General features: G+C 35.4%; 15 protein-coding genes. All 15 read left to right on the forward strand.

Annotation, left to right across the window (positions count from 1 at the left end):
- The first annotated feature begins 3 nt into the window (after positions 1 to 3).
- The 15 genes from NK213_RS05440 (at position 4) to dhaK (ending at position 16925) form a co-directional block, all read left to right on the forward strand.
- Positions 4 to 1554: a xylose ABC transporter ATP-binding protein gene (locus NK213_RS05440; protein ID WP_253347533.1), complete on the forward strand. Its 1551-nt coding sequence runs from the start codon at positions 4 to 6 to the stop codon at positions 1552 to 1554.
- Positions 1523 to 2668 carry a sugar ABC transporter permease gene (locus NK213_RS05445; protein WP_253347535.1) on the forward strand — a complete coding sequence of 382 codons (1146 nt, stop codon included), beginning with the start codon at positions 1523 to 1525 and terminating at the stop codon, positions 2666 to 2668. Before NK213_RS05440 ends, NK213_RS05445 begins: the two co-directional genes overlap by 32 nt.
- A 43-nt stretch (positions 2669 to 2711) precedes the next feature.
- Positions 2712 to 4034: a xylose isomerase gene (gene xylA / locus NK213_RS05450; RefSeq protein WP_253347543.1), complete on the forward strand. Its 1323-nt coding sequence runs from the start codon at positions 2712 to 2714 to the stop codon at positions 4032 to 4034.
- Positions 4035 to 4251: 217 nt separating this feature from the next.
- On the forward strand, positions 4252 to 4674 hold the full coding sequence (locus NK213_RS05455) for an FGGY family carbohydrate kinase (RefSeq protein ID WP_253347545.1): 423 nt from the start codon (positions 4252 to 4254) through the stop codon (positions 4672 to 4674).
- Between the two features lie 31 nt (positions 4675 to 4705).
- On the forward strand, positions 4706 to 5722 hold the full coding sequence (gene xylB / locus NK213_RS05460) for a xylulokinase (protein WP_253347546.1): 1017 nt from the start codon (positions 4706 to 4708) through the stop codon (positions 5720 to 5722).
- Positions 5723 to 5941: 219 nt separating this feature from the next.
- A complete protein-coding gene (locus tag NK213_RS05465) occupies positions 5942 to 7087 on the forward strand; it encodes an ROK family transcriptional regulator (protein WP_253347549.1) in 1146 nt (381 codons plus the stop codon).
- A gap of 173 nt (positions 7088 to 7260) precedes the next feature.
- Positions 7261 to 7938 carry a transaldolase family protein gene (locus NK213_RS05470; RefSeq protein WP_253347551.1) on the forward strand — a complete coding sequence of 226 codons (678 nt, stop codon included), beginning with the start codon at positions 7261 to 7263 and terminating at the stop codon, positions 7936 to 7938.
- 11 nt (positions 7939 to 7949) lie between these two features.
- A complete protein-coding gene (locus tag NK213_RS05475) occupies positions 7950 to 8810 on the forward strand; it encodes an NAD(P)-dependent oxidoreductase (protein WP_253347558.1) in 861 nt (286 codons plus the stop codon).
- Positions 8811 to 8834: 24 nt separating this feature from the next.
- Positions 8835 to 10148: a hypothetical protein gene (locus NK213_RS05480; RefSeq protein WP_253347560.1), complete on the forward strand. Its 1314-nt coding sequence runs from the start codon at positions 8835 to 8837 to the stop codon at positions 10146 to 10148.
- Between the two features lie 22 nt (positions 10149 to 10170).
- On the forward strand, positions 10171 to 10827 hold the full coding sequence (locus NK213_RS05485; protein ID WP_253347562.1) for a DUF4867 family protein: 657 nt from the start codon (positions 10171 to 10173) through the stop codon (positions 10825 to 10827).
- A 10-nt stretch (positions 10828 to 10837) separates the two neighbouring features.
- Entirely contained in the window at positions 10838 to 12601 is a 1764-nt protein-coding gene (locus tag NK213_RS05490) for a solute:sodium symporter family transporter (RefSeq protein ID WP_253347564.1), read from the forward strand.
- The gene (locus tag NK213_RS05495) at positions 12598 to 14649 is read left to right on the forward strand and encodes an alpha-glucosidase (RefSeq protein ID WP_253347566.1); all 2052 of its coding nucleotides are present in this window, start codon (positions 12598 to 12600) and stop codon (positions 14647 to 14649) included. Before NK213_RS05490 ends, NK213_RS05495 begins: the two co-directional genes overlap by 4 nt.
- A gap of 36 nt (positions 14650 to 14685) precedes the next feature.
- Entirely contained in the window at positions 14686 to 15399 is a 714-nt protein-coding gene (locus NK213_RS05500) for a sulfite exporter TauE/SafE family protein (protein WP_253347568.1), read from the forward strand.
- Between the two features lie 23 nt (positions 15400 to 15422).
- Positions 15423 to 15833, forward strand: coding sequence for a dihydroxyacetone kinase phosphoryl donor subunit DhaM (gene dhaM, locus NK213_RS05505; protein ID WP_253347576.1), 411 nt, complete (start codon positions 15423 to 15425; stop codon positions 15831 to 15833).
- 105 nt (positions 15834 to 15938) lie between these two features.
- Positions 15939 to 16925: a dihydroxyacetone kinase subunit DhaK gene (dhaK, locus tag NK213_RS05510; protein ID WP_253347578.1), complete on the forward strand. Its 987-nt coding sequence runs from the start codon at positions 15939 to 15941 to the stop codon at positions 16923 to 16925.
- The last annotated feature ends 2 nt before the right edge of the window (positions 16926 to 16927 follow it).

The raw sequence follows: 16927 nt of genomic DNA on the forward strand, positions 1-16927 counted from the left end.
AAAATGGAGAATAGAGAAATTTTGGATATGCGAAATATCACAAAAGATTTTTCAGGAGTAAAAGCTCTTAATAATATTACAATAAAAGTAAAAAAGGGTGATGTTCATGCCCTGTGCGGTGAAAACGGCGCAGGGAAATCTACCCTTATGAAAGTCTTAAGCGGTATTTATCCATACGGAACATACAGCGGCGACATTTATTACGACGGAAATATACTGAAAAACAGAGGGATAAAAGATTCGGAAAGCAAGGGAATTTCCATAATACATCAGGAACTGAACCTTGTGGATGAGCTTTCAATTATGGAAAATATATTTCTGGGGAATTTTATACTGAAAAACGGAGTAGTAGACTTTTATAAAATGTATCAGAAAACCAGTGAAGTGTTAAAGGAATTAAAAATGGATATTTCTCCCGATACTCTGGTAAAAGAACTGGGAATAGGGCATAAACAGCTGGTGGAGATAGCAAAGGCCCTGTCTAAGAAATCAAAACTGATAATATTTGATGAGCCTACAGCTTCACTTACCGAGAAAGAAACCGATGTACTTTTGAATATTATCGGCGAATTAAGGGAAAAAGGAGTTACTTCGATATATATAAGCCATAAACTCGATGAAGTTATCAAAATATCGAATGAAGTAACGGTTATCAGGGATGGACAATTTATAGAATGCAGAAAAACTTCCGGATACAGCAAAAATGATATTGTAAAAGCCATGGTAGGAAGAGAGCTGGGAAGTTTTTATCCTGAGAAGAATAACAAAATAGGAGAAGTGATTTTTGAGGTAAAGAATTACAATGTATTTGATAATATGGGAAAACAGAAAGTAAAAAATGCAGAATTTGTTTTGAAAAAAGGTGAAATACTGGGTATTTCCGGACTGATAGGATCAGGGAGAACAGAACTTATTTCCAGTATATTCGGTACATATGAAGGAAGTAAAACAGGAGAATGTACATTTGAAGGAAAAAAGCTGAATATAAAATCAGCAAAAGAAGCATTAAAAAGCGGAATTTCCATGGTACCTGAGGATAGAAAACAGGACGGGATAATAGCAGACATGTCGGTAGAAAAAAATATGACTCTTTCAAATATAGAAGCATATACCAAAGCTGCAAATTATGTAGACACATATAAAGAAAAAAATGATGTAAGAAAGTATATAGATCTCTTAAAAATAAAAACTTCAAGTGAGGAACTTGCTATAAAAAATTTAAGCGGAGGAAATCAGCAGAAAGTGGTGCTGGCAAAAAATCTTCTTGTAAATCCCAAAATAATAATTCTTGATGAACCCACAAGAGGTGTAGACGTAGGCGCGAAATATGAAATATATAAAAATATAGTGGAGCTTGCCGAGCAGGGAATATCTGTAATAATGGTATCATCAGAGCTGCCCGAAGTCTTGGGAATAAGCGACAGAATTATAGTAATGCATGAGGGTGAGATAAAAGGTGAATTTATAAATAAAGACGTTACACAGGAAATGATAATGGAAGCGGCTATAGTAGGAGGTAGAAATGAGTCTGGCAACGAATTTAAAAAAAGCTAAAAATTCCAACATGTTTATTTTGTTAATAGCACTTTTAGTTATATGGGGAGTGTTTATAGCAATTACCGGAGGAAATTTTATAAATTTCAGAAATATATCAAATTTATTGAGACAGATGTCAATAACAGGGATACTTTCCATAGGAATGATATTTGTTATTATTTCCGGGGAAATAGATCTGTCAGTAGGATCACAGATGGCACTTCTCGGAGGTATAGCAGCCATTATGGACGTTACATTTAAGATGCCGTTTGTGGTTACTGTACTGGTGACACTTATTCTTGGACTTGTTTTTGGTGTATGGAACGGATACTGGACAGCTAAGAAAAATGTTCCTTCGTTTATAGTGACTTTATCAGGGATGCTTGTGTTCAGGGGAATACTTATAGGAATTACAGGCGGTCAGACTATTTCGCCTATAAGCGGGGCATTCAAAGTGCTGGGACAGAGTTATATCCCGAAAAGTCTGAGTTATGTAATAGGAATACTATTTGTTCTTCTTCTTGTTTACAGCAAAATGAGCGACAGAAAGGCGAAAATAGCCAATAAAATAGACGCGGGGAATTTTAAGAACGATGTGCTTTGGATAATAGGGAACAGTATATTGATTTTCCTTGGGATAATAATACTGAACAGTTATGAGGGAATCCCTACACCGGTTTTACTAATGGCAGTTTTGATTATCATATTTTCCTTTGTATCAAATAAAACAGCATACAGGAGAACAGTTTATGCTATAGGCGGAAATATAAACGCCGCGAAGTATTCCGGAATAGATACACAGAAAATAAAAATGATAATTTATATAGTAAACGGTTTTCTTGTGGGAACAGCGGGGCTGGTACTCACTTCAAGGCTTGGAGCCGGTTCGGTTTCAGCAGGGACAAATGCGGAACTGGATACTATAGCAGCATGTGTAATCGGCGGTGCGAGTCTTTCAGGAGGAAAAGGTAAGGTAACAGGGGCAATACTCGGAGCTTTGATAATGGCAAGTCTTGACAATGGGATGAGTATGCTGAATGTAGAGCCGTCATGGCAGTATGTGGTAAAAGGTCTTATACTTTTATTTGCAGTTCTCTTTGATGTGCAGTCACAGAAAAAGAAAAAAGGATAAAAATAAATAGTAATTAAAATTACAATAGAGGAGATGAAAATACATGAAAGAGTTTTTTCCGGAAATAAAAGAAGTGAAATATGAAGGCCCTGAATCAAAAAATGTTATGGCTTTTAAATATTATAACAAAGATGAGTTAATAGGCGGTAAGCCAATGAGAGAACATCTGAAATTTGCCATGAGTTACTGGCACACATTAAAGGCTCAGGGATTGGATATGTTCGGCGGAGACACCATGGACAGAGCATGGAACAGATATGAGGATGCTTTGGAACAGGCAAAGGCAAGAGCAGATGCAGGTTTTGAATTTATGCAGAAAATAGGAATGGATTATTTTTGTTTCCATGACAGAGATATTATAAATGAAGCTATGACACTAACAGAAACAAATAAGCTTCTTGATGAAATAGTAGACCATATAGAAGGTCTTATGAAGAAAACAGGAATAAAGCTGTTATGGGGAACAACAAATGCTTTCAGCCATCCAAGATTTCTTCATGGAGGTGCTACTGCGCCAAATGCGGATGTTTTCGCATATGCAGCGGCACAGGTGAAAAAAGCAATGGAGATAACTCACAGATTAGGCGGAGAAAATTACGTTTTATGGGGTGGAAGAGAGGGATATGAAACTCTTTTGAATACTAAGTCTGATTTAGAATACGATAATTTTGCCAGATTCCTTCAGATGGTAGTTGATTATAAAGAGAAAATAGGATTTAAAGGTCAGCTCCTTATAGAGCCAAAGCCGAAAGAACCTACAAAACACCAGTATGATTTTGATACTGCCACAGTTCTTGGTTTTTTGAGAAAGTATAATCTTGATAAACACTATAAAATGAATATAGAAGCAAATCACGCTACTCTTGCAGGGCATACATTCCAGCATGAACTGAATCTTGCAAGAATAAATAATGTTATGGGATCTATAGATGCTAATCAGGGAGATATGCTTCTCGGATGGGATACAGATCAATTCCCTACAAATATATATGATGCTGTTCTGGCAATGTATGAAGTAATAAAAAATAACGGACTGGGAAAAGGCGGACTGAATTTTGACGCCAAAGTAAGAAGAGGCTCTTTTGAAGACAAGGATTTATTTTTAGCTTATATTGCAGGTATGGATACATTTGCAAAAGGATTAAAGATAGCTTACAAACTTTATGAAGATAAAGTTTTTGAGGATTTTCAGGATAAAAGATATGAAAGCTATAAAACAGGAATTGGAAAAGATATAGTAGAAGGTAAGGTAGGATTTGAAGAACTGGCAGAGTACGCGGAAAAACTTACAGAGATAAAAAATACTTCAGGAAGACAGGAAATGCTTGAAAGTATATTGAATTCATATATATTGGAAGCCAGATAAAAAAACAGCGCTGACTGGCAGCAACTCTCTCCGCTGCCAGCCGGCAGAAGAAATGATTCAGGGTTTTGGTGGATTTTGAATTATAAAGTAATACCTGTTAATTCAGGATAGACGGGTTATTTCAAAATTATTTGGGATAACCTGTTTTTTAAGAAGTATTTTATATTGATATTATATGATACAATATTAAAAAAATAAGACAGATAAAGGAGGAAGTATGTATTTAGGTATAGATTTAGGGACTTCCGGAGTGAAAATAACAGCTATAGATAAAAACGGGGAAATAACAGCATCTTCATCAAGGGAGTATCCGGTACATTATTCCAATAACGGATGGTCTGACCAAAATCCGGCAGACTGGGTCAAGGGTATACGGGACAGTATGCGGGAGCTTTCAGAAAAAATGCCGCTGAATGATATAAAAGGTATAGGAATTTCCGGTCAGATGCATGGTCTTGTGGTTTTGGGAGAAGATAAGGAAGTTTTATATCCTGTGATACTGTGGAATGATCAGCGGACTGTGGAAGAATCAGAGTTTTTGAATAATGAACCAGGAATGGACAAACTGATAGAATATACTTCAAATATATCATTTACAGGTTTTACAGCTTCAAAGCTTTTATGGCTAAAAAAAAAATGAACCTGAAATTTTTGGTAAAATAAGACATATAATGCTTCCCAAGGATTATATAGGCTATATACTCACGGGGAAATTCTACACTGATGTGTCAGATGCTTCGGGAACTTTATTTTTTGACGTAAAGAACAGAAAATGGTCAGATGAAATGATAAAAATTCTTGATATAAAAAAAGAATATCTGCCTGAAATCTTTGAATCATATGAAATTACAGGTGAATTAAAACAGGAAATTATGGATGAATTTAATATTACAGCGAAAATTCCCGTGGTAGCAGGGGGCGGGGATAATGCCTGCGGTGCTATTGGTGCAGGAGTGGTAGATGAAGATAAAATACTGATTTCTCTGGGAACTTCGGGAGTAGTGTTTATCCCGCAAAAAAAATGGTCGCTTCCTGAAAAAAGCAGTATGCATGCGTTCTGTGATTCAAGCGGGAAATATCATTTTATGGGAGTTATATTATCAGCAGCTTCATGCCTGAAATGGTGGATAGAAGATATACATGACGGAAATTATGAAAAAATGCTTGGAGAAGCAGAACAATCAGTTATTGGAAGTAATAATCTGTTTTTTCTGCCTTACCTTACAGGAGAAAGAACGCCCCATTCAGATCCTTATGCAAGAGGAAGTTTCATAGGACTCACAGCAGCACATACAAGAGGAGATATGACAAGAGCAGTAATGGAAGGAATTGCTTTTGCACTTTATGATTCTTATAATCTAGCTGACAGTCTCACTCCGGATACAATTAGAATAATAGGCGGCGGTGCAAAGTCAGAATTAAGCCGGAAAATACTTACGGATATTTTTAATATAAAATCAGAAGTATTGGCTATTCAGGAAGGCCCTTCATATGGAGCAGCGCTTCTTGCTTTGTTTGGTACAGAGAATGAAAAAGATATGGACAAAAAATTAGGGGAAATAGTAAAAATAACTGATATAATAGAACCGGACAGTAATAATCATAAAGAATATAAAAGAAGATATGATGTTTACACAAGGTTGTATAATGCATTGAAAAACGAATTTTTTGAAATAAGCAGATTATGAATTTGAAAAAAGAAAAATTAGGAGTATAATATACTATGGCAAAGTAGAATTAAATTAAAATTATATATTTAATGCCAGAGACTTGCACCATTTTAAATCAAAATATATGTAATAATATTAAACCGTTTGTGTCCTATTTTCAACACAAAAATATACAGGACACAAAATCGAAAATCCGGTATAAATAAGGAAAGCAAACTGTAAAAGGAGAGAATTTTTATGGAATTAATTCAGAATAATTATCACAGAAAAATTTTGAGTTATATATATCTTGAAAAGCAGATAACTAAGATACAGTTATCTAAATTTCTTGATGTTACAATACCCACAGTAACTCTTTATTTGAATGAACTTATAAAAACAGGTCTGATAAAAGAAAGCGGGGTAATTAACTCCGAAGCAGGGAGAAAGCCTGTTGTATTTGAAATAAATTCCCAAAACAGCTATACCATAGGAATAGAAATAAGACAAGAACTTATTACAGTGATAATACTGGATTTAGAGTTAAATTTAATATATAAATCACAGGAAATTTATAATATAAACAATTTAGAAGAGGAATTAAAGAATCTTATTTATAAGTCAATAGTGCATAGCAATATAAAGATGGAACAGATTCTGGGTATTGGCATAGCATTTCCGGGAATAGTAAATGACAGAAAGCTTAAATTCGAGGAATCGCCTATAGTGGATATCAAGGAATATTCATTGGAAGGTCTGAAAGAAACCTTTGATATGCCTATATATATAGGGAATGAAGCAGATTATGCAGCATATGCGGAAAATCTGATAGGAAGTTCCAAAAAATATAAGAATTCTATTTATCTCTTTGTACATGAAGGAATCGGCGGGGGAATAATTCTGGAGAATTCCCTTTATTCGGGAGGACTTCAACATGCAGGCGAAGTAGGTCATATGGTCATAGATTACAAAGGCCGTGAATGTGAATGCGGCAGACATGGCTGCTGGGAAAAATATGTTTCATCGAATATAGTAAATAAAATAATAAAAGATAATGACTTATCCGGAGTGGAAGAACTTATTGATATTTATCTGAATGAGAGTAACAGCGATATTTTCAAACAAATGGACGAATACTTCGATTATCTTGCAGCGGGAATAATGAATCTCTTTCTTATATTCGATCTGGACTGCATAATAATAGGCGGAATTCTTGCGCCTTATGAAAAACAGCTTCAAAGTCTTCTTATAGAAAAAATAAAAAAAGAGAACTGCAAATTAGAAAAAAATGCTGAAAAAATTGTTTTTCCAAAACTACTGACAACAGCTTCGGCAATAGGTGCGGGAATTATTCCTTTGTCAAATATTTATGACTTTGATTTGATATTAACAAACGGAGAATAGAATTTTCAAAAATATACAATAAAATATTTTATTTATGAAAAATCCTTGATAAATTCAGGGATTTTTTTTGTTTTTAGAAAAAAAGAAATTTTATAAGAGTTGACAAAAAAATAAATCGAGGTATATTATGATTAATTAAATTATTTAATCAATTATTTTTAGGAGGTATTATTGTGAAATATTTTTTAGACAGTGCTATTCTTGAGGAAGTAAAGTACGCTTATAAGTATCTTGGCTTTGACGGGGTGACTACGAATCCCCGACATATACAAACCAGCGGAAAACCATTTTTGACAGTTATAAAAGAATTTTCAGAGTGGGTAAAAGAAGAAGGAATAGAGGGATATGAAAAATTTCCTATATCAGTGGAAATAAATCCACATCTTGAAAAATATGAGGATATGGTAGAGGAAGCTGAAAAAATCGCAAAAATATGTAAAAATTTTGTAATTAAAATTCCTTGTAATGAACAGGGTCTGATAGCAGCAAAAATACTGGAAGAAAAAGGAGTAAGAACAAATGTAACACTTGTATTTTCACCATCACAGGCAATGTTACCAGGGAAAAACAATTCTCTTTTTGTATCGCCGTTTGTAGGTTGGAAAGAACAAAGCGGGGAAGACTGTACGCAGTATATTGCTGATATTGTGGAAATATACAGAAAGTATAATATAAAAACAGAAATAATAGTAGCTGCACTAAGAAATGGAAATCAGATTGTACAGGCTGCAAAAGCAGGGGCTGATATAGTAACATGCGGACTTCAGGTATATAAAGACAGTTTTGTACATCCTTTTACAGACTATGGTTTGAATATATTTAAAGATGCATGGGATAAAACAAAAAAATAAAAGGAGAAAATATGGAAATCGGATTTATAGGTCTTGGGACTATGGGAATACCAATGGCACTGAATATTTTGAATAAAATGAAAAAAACTATTCATGTCTATGATATAAGCGAAAAGCAAAAGGCTGAGATGGCGGAACACGGGGCTGTTTCGGAAAACAGCGCAGAAGATGTAGTAAATAAAAGCGACATAATAATAACTATGGTTCCCACTTCAAAAAACGTAGAAGATTTATATGAAAAAATTTTGACACAGAATATTCAGGGTAAAATATTTATAGATATGAGTACGATTGATCCAAAAGTAAGCATAAAGACAGCTGAGAAAACAGGGGGTAAAGGTGCCGTTATGCTTGATGCTCCTGTAGTAAAATCAAAAGCTGCTGCCGAAAAAGGGGAATTGGGAATTTATGTAGGCGGAGATTACGGAACTTACGAAGAAGTAAAAGATATATTGAGATGTATGGGAAAAAATATAATTTATATGGGAGAGAACGGACAGGGACTGGTAATGAAAATATGTCATAACATACTTGTAGGTATGATTCAGAATGGTGTGAACGAAGTGCTTACATTGGCAGAAAAACTCGGTATAGATTATGAAAAATTCGTTACAGCAATTTCTTACGGCGGAGGACAGAATTTTTATCTGGACAGCAAGTGGGAAACAATAAAAAGAAGAGATTTTGAACCTGCGTTTTCTGTGCAGAATATGAATAAAGACGTGAATCTTGCGTGTGATTTGCAGGAAAACTGCGGTTTAGACCTTCCGGGCTTTGAACATATAAAGGAAATATACTCGGAAGCTATGGAAAAAGGTTTTGGAAATGAAGATTTTTCAGCATCATTCAAAGTAGTAAAAAAAGAATTATAAGAGCAGCAAGGAGGATAAGAGATTATGAAACAAAAAATAAAATTAGGAGTGGTGTGTCTTACTCGAACAACATTCGAATATAAAACAGCTCAGGAAATGTACAATAAAACAAAAGAAGATTTAAAGAAAATCGAAAATACAGAATGGGAGATAATTGAAGAAACAGTAATAGAAATAAATGAAGCAGAAGCAACGGCAAAGAAACTAAGCTCTGCAAATGTGGATGCTGTAGTAGTCATTAGCGGAACTTTTCACTTAGGACATTTGATTCTTTATTTTCAGAAAATTATTGAAAAACCCATTCTTTTGTGGGCATATAATGAACTTCCTTATGACGGAGGGAAGATAAGACTTAATTCAGTATGCGGGTTAAATCTAAATGCATCAAATCTTTATAAGTCAGGGGTAAATGATTTTTATTATACAATAGGGGATAAAATAGATGAAGACTGGGTAGATGCAATTAGAATAAAAACAGCACTGAAAAATGCCCGTTTAGGTATACTTGGTTCAAGAGCACATGGTTTCTTTAATATGGCTGTAGACGAACTGAATAATTTCAGAGAATCAGGGGTAATCATAGATTATTACAGAATAGACGAAGTATTTAAGCAAAATTCCGAAAATACAGTAAAGCATGAAGAGGAACATATAAAAGAAGTATATGATACAGCTTCAGTAACTGCAGAACAAGTAAATAAAGTAGCTAATCTGTCGCTGAGTCTGAAAGAGTTCATGGACAGGGAAAATCTCACAGGTCTTGCTGTAAGATGCTGGCCTGAATTTGCTGCAAATTATGGTGTGGCTCCATGTGCTGCAATGTCCAATCTTCAGGCAGAGGATTATCTTCTTTCTTGTGAGGGCGACATACAGGGACTTATGTCAATGCTGGCACACAAGGCAATCGGAGCCCAGACACCTTTTCTTGCTGATTTATCTCAGGTAAATCTCGAAGAAGATTATTCGCTTATGTGGCATTGCGGAGTAGCGCCGAGCAATCTGTGGGACGGGAAGTGCCAGATAAGTCTGGATACATATTTTGCAGGAGGAAGGGGAGTTACTGCTGATTTCGTCATGAAAGAAGGTAATGTAAATATAATGAGAATTGATACAGCTTTGGGAAAAACAAGAATATTTATGCAGGAAGGAAAAGCAGAATATATGGAAAAGCTTCTCAGAGGAACATATGCAAAAGTAAGATTTGAAAAACATATGACGGAAGTTTTAGATCTGTTGATATATAATGGGATCGCCCATCATGTTTCGCTTGTTTACGGCAGATATGCAAATATTTTCAGAATACTCGGAAGAATAATGAATTGGGAAGTTATAGAATAAAAAACAGGGAGAAAACAAAACTATGCTTGAAAATTTGCGAAAGAAAAATCCAGATCTTTCCATATTAAGAATTTCAGATCCTGAATTCCAAAAGTATGGGAGGGTACTTAAGGGCTATAATACTGATGAAATAACAAAGTATATGAAAAATAAAACAGATATTCCGGAGGAAGGGAATATCTATATAGCTTCAGACAGTGAAATGAAGAAGCTGGAAATAATAGAGAAAATAAAACAAAATATTTTTGGCGAACTGGAAATTCAGGCAGGATACTGTAACGGAAATAATTCACAGCTGAATGCACTGGAATTTCACAAGTCACCAGAGGTAAATATAGCAGTCACTGATATGATACTTATTCTAGGAAAAACCTCTGATATAAAAGAGAATGAATACAGTACAGAAAAAACAGATATATTCTATATACCAGAAGGAATAATATTTGAAGTATACGGAGATACACTTCACTTTAGTCCGTGTAAAACCAGTGACAGCGGTTTTAAATGTGTAGTAATACTTTTGGACGGAACAAATACTGAACTTTCAGATACAATATCAGATGATAAACTATTATTTAAGAAAAATAAATGGATATTAATACATGACAATTTTACAAGACTGGCAAACTTGGGAGCACATAAAGGATTAAATGGAAATAATATAAAAATAAATTATTAGGAGGGTTTTAATGGAAAGCCATTTACTATTTACTTTAATTTCATTTGTGTTTTTTACAGCTTTAGTAGGGGTTATCGCAGCAAAAATGGTCACTTCAGATGACCAGACTACTTCGAAAGGATATTTTTTAGCAGGTCAGGGGCTTACTGGTGTTTTTATAGCAGGGTCTATGCTGTTAACTAATATTTCTGCAGAAGGACTTGTAGGATTAAACGGACAATCTTACGGGAAAAATCTTTCAGGAATGGCGTGGGAATCCACGGCGGTAATTGCTACGGTAGTTATGGCAATGGTATTTTTGCCCATATATCTGAGAAAAGGATATACAACACTTCCTGAATTTTTAGAAGACAGATATGATAAAGGTGTTCGAAGACTGGTTTCTTTATTGTTTCTGGCGGGGTACACGCTTTTTGGAATACCAGTATGTCTTTATGCAGGGGCAATAGGATTCAATCAGATATTCAATCTTTCAAAAATATTCGGTATATCTCCTTCATTATCTATGACTGTAATGATTGTACTTCTTGGAGTGATAGGAGCATTATATGCCATTTTCGGAGGTTTGAAAGCTGTAGCAGTATCAGATACCATAAACGGTATACTCCTTATAATCGGAGGTCTTCTGGTTCCTATACTTGGTTTATGGGTACTTGGGAAAACACAGGGAGGCGGAATTATTACAGGGCTGAATAATGTGATAAATACAAGTCCTGAGAAGCTGAATGCAATAGGCGGACCGAAAGATCCCGTACCGTTTCCTACGATATTTACCGGTATGCTTCTGGCAAATTTATTTTACTGGGGTACAAATCAGGTATTGATTCAGAGAGTGCTTGGTGCAAAAAATCTGAAAGAAGGACAAAAAGGAGTATTAATGTCAGGTTTCTTTAAAATACTTGTTCCGATAATATTGCTTTTTCCTGGAATAATAGCTTTTCACTTGATTCCCGGACTTCCGAAAGCAGATTTCGCATATCCGCAGCTTGTGGCAAAAGTTCTGCCGTGGCCGTTAGTGGGATTATTCTGTGCAGCACTTTTCGGAGCAATAATTTCTACATATAATTCACTGCTGAACTCAGCTTCTACGATTTTTATGCTTGATGTGTACAAGCCTGTAATAAATCCAAATATAGACGACAGGGAATTGGTAAAAAAGGCTAAAATAGTCGGGATAATAATGGCAGTATTTGCTATTATAGTGGCGCCTTCACTACAGTCAGTGGACGGAATATATAATTTCGGGAGAGCCGTAACCGGATTTTATAATATGCCTATAATAGCCGCAGTTCTTGCAGGAATGTTTACTAAGAGAGCAACAGCTTTAGGAATAAAGATAGCAGTAGGATTTCATATAGTATTTTATACACTGATGAAATATGTGATAAAAATAGACACTCCTGAGTCATTATTCGGATTTACTGTACATTTTCTGCATGTGTTTGCTTTTTCGGTAATATGTATGTTTATAATAATGTTTGTGGTTTCTGCAATTAAGCCTGATGTTAAGGAATTTAACAGAAATTCAGTGGTAAACGAAGGATACGATATGACCCCCTGGGAACATGCGGCTCCAATAAGTTTTCTGCTTATAGCTTTTCTTATTTATATTTATATTATACTTTCACCTCTGGGAATAGCAACACAGAATAAAAATTACGGCTTTATAATTATAGTAACTTTAATTATGGCAGGACTGGCAGTTATTGTATTCGGAAAGATAGCAATAAAAAAATATGCAGGAAGAAATGCAGTCGAGGAGGCTATCGAATGAAAATAAATATTATAAATAAAAATGAATTTGAAATAGTGTCAGAAAATGGAAATATTATAATAGATGCTAAAAGTAATAAGCCGTTTATTTATCTTGGGTTTGGAAAAGAAAAAATGGAGATGTACAGAGGGAATTTTGATATAAGTGATTATCTTACTGAAAGAGTTCCTCTGAAGGTAACAGGAGTGGTAAAAGACAGAGAAGACTGTATTGTGACACTAAAAAAGAACGAGAATGATATTGAAGAAATGGTAATAAAAATAACAGAAAATAAAGATAGTGTAAATATAAAGTTTTTGACCCAGACATATGAAGCAAACAGAATATGGATTCGAAGTGGAAGCAGTGTTTCTGAGAAAGTATACGGCTGCGGTGAACAGCTTACATATTTTAATATGAAAGGGAAAAAGTTTCCGCTCTGGACATCAGAGCCGGGAGTGGGAAGAAACAAAAATCTTTATACTACATGGCTGGCTGATGTGAAAGACAAAGCCGGCGGGGATTATTACAATACCAATTATCCACAGCCTACATATATTTCAAGCAATAAATATTTTTTTCATATAGAAACAACATGTTATTCAGTATTTGATTTTTCAAATGAAGAGTTTACTGAAATGGAAGTATGGGGGATTCCTGAATTTATACACATACAGGAAGCAGAAACTTTTCTTTTGCTGGTGGAAAAGATATCGGATTATTTTGGTAAACAGCCGGAACTGCCTGAGTGGGTTTATGACGGAATAATACTCGGCATTCAAGGTGGAACAGAACTTGTTTATGAGAAAGTAAAGCGTGCAAAAGAACTTGGAGTAAAAATATCAGGTGTATGGTGTCAGGATTGGGAAGGTATAAGGATGACATCTTTCGGAAAAAGACTTATGTGGAACTGGGAATGGGATAGAGATGTTTATCCTGAACTTGATAAGAAAATATGGGAATTAAAAGAGAGCAGCATAAGATTTTTGGGATATATAAATCCTTATCTTGCAGAAGAAAAGGATTTATTTAAGGAAGCAAGCCAAAAAGGATATCTTGCATTAAATGATAAAAATGAAGATTATCTGGTAGATTTTGGTGAATTTTATGCAGGAATAGTCGACTTTACAAATACTGAGGCGGCAAAATGGTATAAGGACAGGGTTATCGGGAAAAATATGATAGATTTCGGCTTAGACGGCTGGATGGCAGACTTTGGAGAGTATCTTCCCATAGATTGTATCCTTTCCAATGGAGTAGACGCTAAAATAATGCATAATGCATGGCCTGCATTATGGGCAAAGGTAAATTACGAAGCTGTGGAAGAAGCGGGGAAACTTGGAGAGATAGTATATTTTATGAGGGCAGGATTCACAGGGATACAAAAATACTGTACTTTACTATGGGCAGGAGATCAGTCTGTAGACTGGCCTGTGGATGACGGACTGGCTTCTGTGGTATGTGGTGCATTATCAAGCGGAATGCTGGGGAATGGTCTTCACCACAGTGATATAGGCGGGTATACTACACTTCACGGAATGAAAAGAACAAAGGAATTATTTATGAGATGGGCAGAAATGGGATCATTCACACCTTTTCTCAGAACACATGAAGGGAACAGACCGGGAGATAATCATCAGTTTGACAGCGATGACGAGACACTGGAACATCTCGCGGTAATGACAGGTATATATGTGAAGCTGGTACCATATATAAAAATGCTGGTGAAGGAAAATGCGGAAAAAGGAATACCGGTGCAAAGACCCCTGTTTTTACATTATGAGAATGATAAAAACTGTTATGATATAAAATATCAATATATGCTGGGTGAAGATATCATAGTAGCTCCTGTTTACGATAAAGGAGCCGAAGAATGGGAAGTTTACCTGCCCAAAGGAGAAAAGTGGATACATTTTTGGACAGGAAAGAGCTATGAAGGGGGAAGCAGTATAAAGGTAAAATCTCCAATAGGACAAATACCGGCATTTTATAAAGAAGGCAGTAAACATACAGAAATTTTTATGTCTGCTGCAAAAGAAAATCCTATGAGACAATGGAATGTGGAATAATTAGAAAACAGGACAGAAAAGAAAGGAACCTGATAAATGACAGAATTTTTATATTATCTGGTGGTTTTAGGGTCGAATATTATACAGGGAATAACAGGATTCGCAGGGACAATACTGGCAATGCCCTTTGCAGTAATGCTTATAGGAATAGATAAATCAAAATTTATACTTAATTTTTTGGGAATTGCAGCAAGTATCTGGATTGTGGCAGTGAATCATAAAATGGTAAATAAAAAGGAACTGAAACATATAGTGATATTTATGGGAATCGGACTTATAGCGGGACTTTTCCTCGGGCGAATAACAGCTCCGGGAATTCTGATAAAAATACTCCCTGTAATAATATTAATTGTGGCAGTCAGAGGACTTTTAAATATAAACAGCACTAAGACCATAGAAAATAAAACAATATTGATACTTATACTGTTGTTCTCAGGAATTGTACATGGAATGTTTGTCATAGGAGGGCCTTTTCTGGTAATATATGCCAGCCAGACTATGAAAAATAAAGGAGAATTCCGGGCTACACTTTCTTTTGTATGGATTATTCTGAATTCAGTAATTTTATTTAGTAATTTTGAAAAAATATTTATACCGGAATACTGCATACAAAGTATTATATCAGTGATACCTTTGATAATCGGAATGTATATAGGGAATAAACTGCATAATAAGATGAGCCAGAAATTTTTTATGATATTAACTTTTATTTTACTGATTTTGTCTGCAGTTCCGCTCTTTTTTCTATAGAAAAATAAGATATAGGAGATAATATGGATAAAAAAAATAATATGGTAGGAATTGTAGTAGTCTGCCATAATAGAAAACTTGCCCGGGAGCTGATAAATTTCAGCAGGGAGATGCAGCATGCTGAATTTGGCATAGAAAACGGCGGGGGAACAGGTACGGAATCTTACGGGACAAATCCGGAAATAATAATAGAAGCTGTGAGAGAAGCTGACAGAGGCAGCGGGGTGCTGATTTTCGTAGACTTGGGAAGTGCGATAATGAGTACGGAGATAGCTCTGGAAATGCTAAACGGGGAGATAGAAGCCAGAATAGCTGATGTCCCTCTGATTGAAGGACTGATATCAGCAGTAGCAGGAAATTTTCAGGGAGTAACATTGGATGAACTGGAAAAAACAGCAATGGAGAGTAAATCTTATAGTAAATTAGCACTCTAAAGAATGATGAATATGTAATTCAATCTAAAAATACAATGATATTTCGGCAGTAAAAAATTCTTCTGCCGGATGTTAGGACAGCTGATCCAAAAAGGAGTATTGTTTATGAAAAAACTTATAAATAAAACAGAGAATATAGTAACAGAGATGCTGGAAGGCATTGCAGCAGCCAATCCGGAAAAATTGGTGAAAATAGAAAATTATAATATTATAGCCAGAAAAGAGAAAAAGAAAAAAACAGGAATTGTAAGCGGAGGAGGGAGCGGACATGAGCCTGCACATGCGGGATTCGTAGGCTATGGTATGTTGGATGCGGCTGTTTCGGGAGAAGTGTTTACTTCGCCCACTCCGGATCAGGTTCTTGAAGGAATAAAAGCCGCAGATAACGGTGAAGGCGTACTGCTTATTATAAAAAATTATTCCGGAGATGTAATGAATTTTGAAATGGCAGCGGAAATGGCTGAAATGGAAGGAATAAAAGTAGAAAAAATAGTTGTCGGTGATGATATAGCAGTGGAAAACAGCACATATACAATAGGAAAACGTGGAATTGCCGGCACGTTGTTTGTACATAAGACAGCGGGAGCAGCCGCAGAGAATGGCGAAAGGCTGGAAAAAGTAAAGGAAGTAGCAGAGAAAGCTGCCGGAAATATAACTTCTATGGGAATGTCATTAGGCTCTTGTATAGTACCGGCATCAGGGAAAGCAGGGTTTGAGCTGGGAGAAAATGAAGTGGAAATCGGAATGGGAATACACGGCGAACCGGGAACACACAGGGAAATACTGAAAAGTGCTGATGAGCATACTGAATATATAATGGGAAAAATTTTAAGTGAAAGCGGACTAAAAAAGGGTGATAAAGCAGCTGTAATGGTAAATGGTCTGGGGGCAACACCTTTGATGGAACTTTATATTATAAATAATAAAATATCAAAAATATTAAATGAAAAAGGAATAGAGACTCACAGAACATTTGTAGGTAATTTTATGACTGCGCTGGAAATGCCGGGGTTTTCTATAACAGTAATGAAACTGGATAGTGAACTTATAAAATATCTTGATTTTAAAACAGAGATAGGAATTTTTAGTTAGTA

The sequence above is a fragment of the Sebaldella sp. S0638 genome (assembly GCF_024158605.1).
Lineage (GTDB): Bacteria > Fusobacteriota > Fusobacteriia > Fusobacteriales > Leptotrichiaceae > Sebaldella.

Bases quoted from the DNA above. Each gene is read 5' to 3' on its own strand.
- NK213_RS05440 (WP_253347533.1), top strand. From the start codon at position 4: ATGGAGAATAGAGAAATTTTGGATATGCGAAATATCACAAAAGATTTT.
- NK213_RS05445 (WP_253347535.1), top strand. From the start codon at position 1,523: ATGAGTCTGGCAACGAATTTAAAAAAAGCTAAAAATTCCAACATGTTT.
- xylA (WP_253347543.1), top strand. From the start codon at position 2,712: ATGAAAGAGTTTTTTCCGGAAATAAAAGAAGTGAAATATGAAGGCCCT.
- NK213_RS05455 (WP_253347545.1), top strand. From the start codon at position 4,252: ATGTATTTAGGTATAGATTTAGGGACTTCCGGAGTGAAAATAACAGCT.
- xylB (WP_253347546.1), top strand. From the start codon at position 4,706: ATGCTTCCCAAGGATTATATAGGCTATATACTCACGGGGAAATTCTAC.
- NK213_RS05465 (WP_253347549.1), top strand. From the start codon at position 5,942: ATGGAATTAATTCAGAATAATTATCACAGAAAAATTTTGAGTTATATA.
- NK213_RS05475 (WP_253347558.1), top strand. From the start codon at position 7,950: ATGGAAATCGGATTTATAGGTCTTGGGACTATGGGAATACCAATGGCA.
- NK213_RS05480 (WP_253347560.1), top strand. From the start codon at position 8,835: ATGAAACAAAAAATAAAATTAGGAGTGGTGTGTCTTACTCGAACAACA.
- NK213_RS05485 (WP_253347562.1), top strand. From the start codon at position 10,171: ATGCTTGAAAATTTGCGAAAGAAAAATCCAGATCTTTCCATATTAAGA.
- NK213_RS05490 (WP_253347564.1), top strand. From the start codon at position 10,838: ATGGAAAGCCATTTACTATTTACTTTAATTTCATTTGTGTTTTTTACA.
- NK213_RS05495 (WP_253347566.1), top strand. From the start codon at position 12,598: ATGAAAATAAATATTATAAATAAAAATGAATTTGAAATAGTGTCAGAA.
- NK213_RS05500 (WP_253347568.1), top strand. From the start codon at position 14,686: ATGACAGAATTTTTATATTATCTGGTGGTTTTAGGGTCGAATATTATA.
- dhaM (WP_253347576.1), top strand. From the start codon at position 15,423: ATGGATAAAAAAAATAATATGGTAGGAATTGTAGTAGTCTGCCATAAT.
- dhaK (WP_253347578.1), top strand. From the start codon at position 15,939: ATGAAAAAACTTATAAATAAAACAGAGAATATAGTAACAGAGATGCTG.